Annotated in this window: 2 protein-coding genes and 3 pseudogenes; 4 read left to right on the plus strand and 1 reads right to left on the minus strand. The window is 48.1% G+C overall.

What is annotated here, in order from left to right:
- From DZ54_RS0113135 to DZ54_RS21690, 3 genes and pseudogenes are all read left to right on the plus strand, one after another.
- Positions 1-516, plus strand: a pseudogene (locus DZ54_RS0113135) (SanA/YdcF family protein); the annotation flags it as partial.
- Between the two features lie 289 nt (positions 517-805).
- Positions 806-2176 (plus strand): SLC13 family permease, encoded by a 1371-nt coding sequence (locus DZ54_RS0113140; protein WP_025674560.1) that lies wholly within the window; start codon positions 806-808, stop codon positions 2174-2176.
- Positions 2177-2300: 124 nt separating this feature from the next.
- Positions 2301-3379 (plus strand): annotated as a pseudogene (locus DZ54_RS21690) (beta-ketoacyl-ACP synthase 3).
- 70 nt (positions 3380-3449) lie between these two features.
- On the opposite strand, the gene nagK reads toward DZ54_RS21690, so the two are convergent.
- On the minus strand, positions 3450-4352 hold the full coding sequence (nagK, locus tag DZ54_RS0113150; RefSeq protein ID WP_025674562.1) for an N-acetylglucosamine kinase: 903 nt from the start codon (positions 4350-4352) through the stop codon (positions 3450-3452).
- Positions 4353-4731: 379 nt separating this feature from the next.
- Between nagK and DZ54_RS27535 the strand changes: the two are divergent.
- Positions 4732-4901, plus strand: a pseudogene (locus DZ54_RS27535) (IS256 family transposase); the annotation flags it as partial.

Raw genomic sequence — 4901 nt, forward strand, 5'->3', positions numbered from 1 at the left:
TAGTTGGTACTCGGCACCAGTAAATATATCGGTAAAACCGCAAATCCGTATTACACCTATCGCATTGAAGCCGCGGAATCTCTTTATCATGCGGGTAAGATCCGCCATCTTCTCCTGAGCGGTGACAATGCCCATCGATCGTATAACGAACCTTGGACCATGAAACGAGATTTACGCCAAGCAGGCATTGCTGAAGAAGCAATCCATCTCGATTACGCCGGCTTTCGAACACTCGATTCCGTTGTTCGCGCCAAGACGGTTTTCAGCCTCGCGCGTTTTACCGTGATCACCCAGCAATTTCATTGTGAGCGTGCGCTATTTCTCGCGGATGTAAACGATATTGATGCTATTTGTTACGCGGTACCCAGTCCTAAAGGCTGGTCAGGTGTTAAAATACGCGCCAGAGAAATACTGGCACGTACCAAAGCAGTGCTCGACAGTTTTATTTTCAATGTAAAGCCCAAATTCACCGGACCTAAAGCCCCCATTGATGGCCTCTCAAGCGCTAATCCCTAAACGCCCTTTCGACATTACTACTTAGCTCACTACTACTTAGCGCACTGTTTATTGCTACTTAGCTCACTTTTTATCGATGCTGCCCGAATCACAAATTTTACATTGTTTTAATTATTTGTTTAAAAACCTGTCTGCAATCGATTAACACCCTGACCAATAAAGCGTATATTAGCCATCGCTTGGTAATCCGTTATGGCTTGTTTTTGCTTTAAAACCTCCGTTATCAAGCGAATCACACAAATATTATAAATAAATACAATACCTGATAACGTTTGTAAAAGGACGCCCTATGAACTTGCAATCCCTTTCTTTACGCTCCCGAAAGTTCGATCGAAAAGCCTGGATTTTGTTGGCTAATATTGTGCTGTTTTTTGTTTTATATAACAGCTTGCCGTTTGCCGCCGATGTGACAACGGGTCTCAGTTTACTGGTTTTTATCGCTGTGCTTTGGCTGACTGAAGCCATCCACGTGAGTATGACAGCGATCTTGGTCCCCATCATGGCGGTCGCCCTTGGCGTGTTTGAAACACCGACGGCTTTGTCAAACTTTGCTAACCCTATTATCTTTCTCTTTCTCGGGGGATTTGCATTAGCAGCGGCACTGCAAGCACAAGGGCTAGACCAAGCGATTGCCAATAAAGTCTTAACTATCGCCCAAGGTAAGATGTCGGTTGCCGTGATGATGCTCTTTGGTGTCACTGCCGGCCTATCGATGTGGATCAGTAACACGGCCACAACGGCGATGATGTTACCTTTGGTGCTAGGTATCTTGCACAAGGTGAATAATCAAAAAGATCATAGCACCTATGTTTTTGTCCTCTTGGGGATTGCTTACTGTGCCAGTATCGGCGGGATCGCAACCATCGTGGGCAGCCCCCCTAACGCGATTGCGGCCGCAGAAGCGGGGTTAAGTTTCGCAGATTGGATGAAACTCGGACTGCCTGTCACGCTTGTCCTCCTGCCTGTGGCTGTTCTTGTGTTGTATTTTTTAACCAAACCGAACCTTGACCATAGCTTTGAAGCCGACAAGCGTGGTTTTGAGTGGACCACTCCGCGTGTGATCACCATTGCTATCTTCGCACTCACGGTGTCGGCCTGGATATTCAGTAAGCCCTTGAATGCCATGTTCGGTGGACTTAGTAAGTTTGACTCGATCGTTGCGCTCTCTGCGATCGTGTTGCTGGGGGCCGCTCGGGTCGTGAAATGGAAAGAAGTGGAAAAGACGGCAGATTGGGGCGTACTGCTGCTGTTCGGTGGCGGTATTTGCTTAAGCAATGTATTAAAGGAAACAGGCACCAGTGTGTTCTTAGCGAACCATCTAAGCAGTGCGCTGACCGGATCAGGTTTGTTCTTTACCATGCTAGGTGTCGTCGCGTTTGTTATTTTCCTCACTGAATTCGCAAGTAACACCGCCAGCGCCGCACTTTTAGTTCCCGTTTTCGCAACCATCGCTGAGGCATTAGGGGTGTCACCCGTCGCGCTATCGGCATTAATTGCGATTGCGGCATCCTGTGCCTTTATGCTGCCGGTTGCCACACCGCCTAACGCGATTGTGTTTGGATCTGGGCATATTGAACAACGTGATATGATGCGGGTGGGTATGTACTTAAACCTCGTCTGTATTGTGGTGCTTGCTATTTTTACTCGCCTGTTCTGGTAACCCCGCTCACACTGCCTGGCATTTGCGCCAGGTAGTGTTTTTTTCCCTCTTCTTGTTTATCAAAATTGTTTCAATTGGGTTTCAGGTTTACACTAGCGCAACGCTTAATAACCCGTAAACAACTATGGCATTTGCAGAAATTACTGCTGGGGGAAATGTCTCCCACCTGCCGTGTTGAGTAACGATGACCTCAGCACTATCTTAGAAACCAATGATGAATGGATCCGCTCGCGCACTGGCATCGAAGCGCGTCGAGTCAGTCATGTAGATACATCAGACTTAGCCACCGTCGCTGCCCAACGAGCCCTGGCTGCTGCAGGTATCGACGCCAGTCAGTTAGATTTATTGATTGTCGCGACATGTTCGCCAGATACATTGATCCCCAATATCGCATCAAAAGTTCAGGGGAATATTGGTGCCCTACGGGCGGCCGCTTTCGATATGAATGCTGCCTGCACTGGGTTCCTCTATGGGTTAGAAACGGCCACAAAAATGTTGCAAGCTGGCCATTATCAGCACGCGTTGATCATCGGCGCGGAACACCTCACTTGGTACCTGGATTGGAGCAAACGCGACACCGCCGTTTTATTTGGTGATGGTGCCGGTGCAGTTGTGGTGAGCAAAAGCGATCAAGCCATCGGCTTGCTGGATGCACAATTGGGGTGTGATCCGGCAGGTCGAGACGTATTGGCCATCCCAGCATTTGGTACCGCCATGGATCGTTTTGATCCAGAGAATGGGTATTTTTCGTTTGACTTTGTGGGTCGCGACATTTTTAAACGTGCCGTGAAAGGCATGGGCTCAGCCGCTAATCAAGTGCTTGCTCGTCATCAACTCAACGCTGATGACATCGATCTTGTCATCCCTCATCAAGCGAACAAACGCATTATCGAAACCCTGTGTGATCATGCAGGCATTGGGCTAGACAAAGCATTTATCAATATCCAACACTACGGTAATACGTCAGCCGCGACAATTCCTATCGCTTTGTGCGAGGCGGTGGAACAAGGCGTCGTCAAACCGCATAGCCAACTGCTTACTGCCGCATTTGGCGCCGGATTAACATGGGGTGCAGGGCTGATTCGCTGGGGTGAGCGGACCACCCCAATCGCCGAATCAGACGCGGATCTGCCACCCACTAATAAAACAGCGCTTGAGCTTTTAGACGACGCAATTAATCACTGTCAAAAAGCGAACCAGTAACAACGCGTAAAAAGCGAAATCAAAAAAAGCCGACATCGTCGGCTTTTTTGGACCTCACTTACTTTAGTGATCACGTAAGATGCAAGAATGCCGCGCCACGAACGCCGCCTGCATCACCATGCTGTGCTTTCACAATATCGGGGGCATTCGCCGCTGACAGTAAATGCTGAGGTAAACGCGCAGGAATGGCATCATAAAGCTCATCAAAATTAGATAAGCCACCGCCAAACACCACCATGTCAGGATCGAATGCGGTTAAAATGCCACCCAAAGACATCGCCAAGACATCAAAAAAGCACGCAACAAATGTCGCCGCATCGGGGTCGCCCGCACGGTAATTTTCGATAATATTAATCGCCGATAAAGGCTGATAAAAGTGGGCATACAGCTGCTCGAATCCCCGTCCGGATAGATAATTATCTAAGCACCCTTTGTTTCCGCATCCGCAATCAAACATTGGCGGATGCTCACCAAGACGCAACCAAGCATCAATGGGCATTCGCATATGGCCAACCTCGCCAGCCATTTGGTTTTTGCCATTGATCACCTGACCGTTAATGACCAAACCACCGCCAAAGCCGGTTCCAAGAATCAAGCCCAGAACGGTTTTTGCCGACTGTGCTTGTTCATCCCAGGCCTCCGACAGCGCAAAGCAATTAGCATCGTTACTGACACGTACTTCTCGACCGACACGTGCCTCTAAGTCAGACCGTAATGATTGCCCATTGGCAGCAGGCACATTAACCGTTAATACCGTGCCATCTTCTGCTTGTGATCCGGGAATACCAATGCCGATGGTTCCCTGCTCTCCCCATTTTGCATCATACTTTTTAACCAATTGGGTTAACGTTTCTATTAACGCTGGATAATCCTGCGTGGGGGTCGGATGGCGCTCGGTCGCGATACGATTGAGTTGCTTGTCGAACGCGCCAAATTCAATTTTTGTACCGCCCACATCAAAGCCGTAATACATGGCTAAGTCACCTTTGTGTTTGTTTGTCGTTATATAACCAGATTATTCAGCAAAAAAAGCCACAAGTCCGTGAGTCTGGCCAAGTTTCGTTGTTTTTTAACTAAATATTAGGAGGTCGATCTTTTTATGGCGGCATAAAGGTGCTGAATCGCGTGATTCTGCTCTAGCTTTGACAGCAAAACATCTAGGTTATTAGGGTCAACAGACCCTAATAATAGCCGCCCAGTATACCTAACTCTGATTTAGGTTGCGGCGGCTATTTCGACGGGAAGTTATAGGTTGCGGAAAACGGTGTGACAGGGAGTGCTTTTTTCCCCACAGATGGTAGTGTTCAGAATTCTGTGTCATTTCGTTAGAATGGTCGAAAGAGGAATGATACATGACCGACAAGAAAATAGAACTCGATATGGAAGCTGCCCTAGAAGCGCTTCGTAGTGGCAAAGGTGTTACTGGCAAAGATGGCGTCTTAACACCTTTGATCAAACAGCTGACCGAAGCTGCAATAAAAGCTGAGCTAGACGCGCATTTAGAGGCTGATCTAGAGCCTAA

The sequence above is a fragment of the Salinivibrio socompensis S35 genome (assembly GCF_000513715.1).
GTDB classification, from domain to species: Bacteria; Pseudomonadota; Gammaproteobacteria; order Enterobacterales; family Vibrionaceae; genus Salinivibrio; species Salinivibrio socompensis.

Excerpts from the sequence above, each read along its gene's own strand:
- nagK (WP_025674562.1), bottom strand. The coding sequence starts at position 4,352 with ATGTATTACGGCTTTGATGTGGGCGGTACAAAAATTGAATTTGGCGCG.
- DZ54_RS0113140 (WP_025674560.1), top strand. The coding sequence starts at position 806 with ATGAACTTGCAATCCCTTTCTTTACGCTCCCGAAAGTTCGATCGAAAA.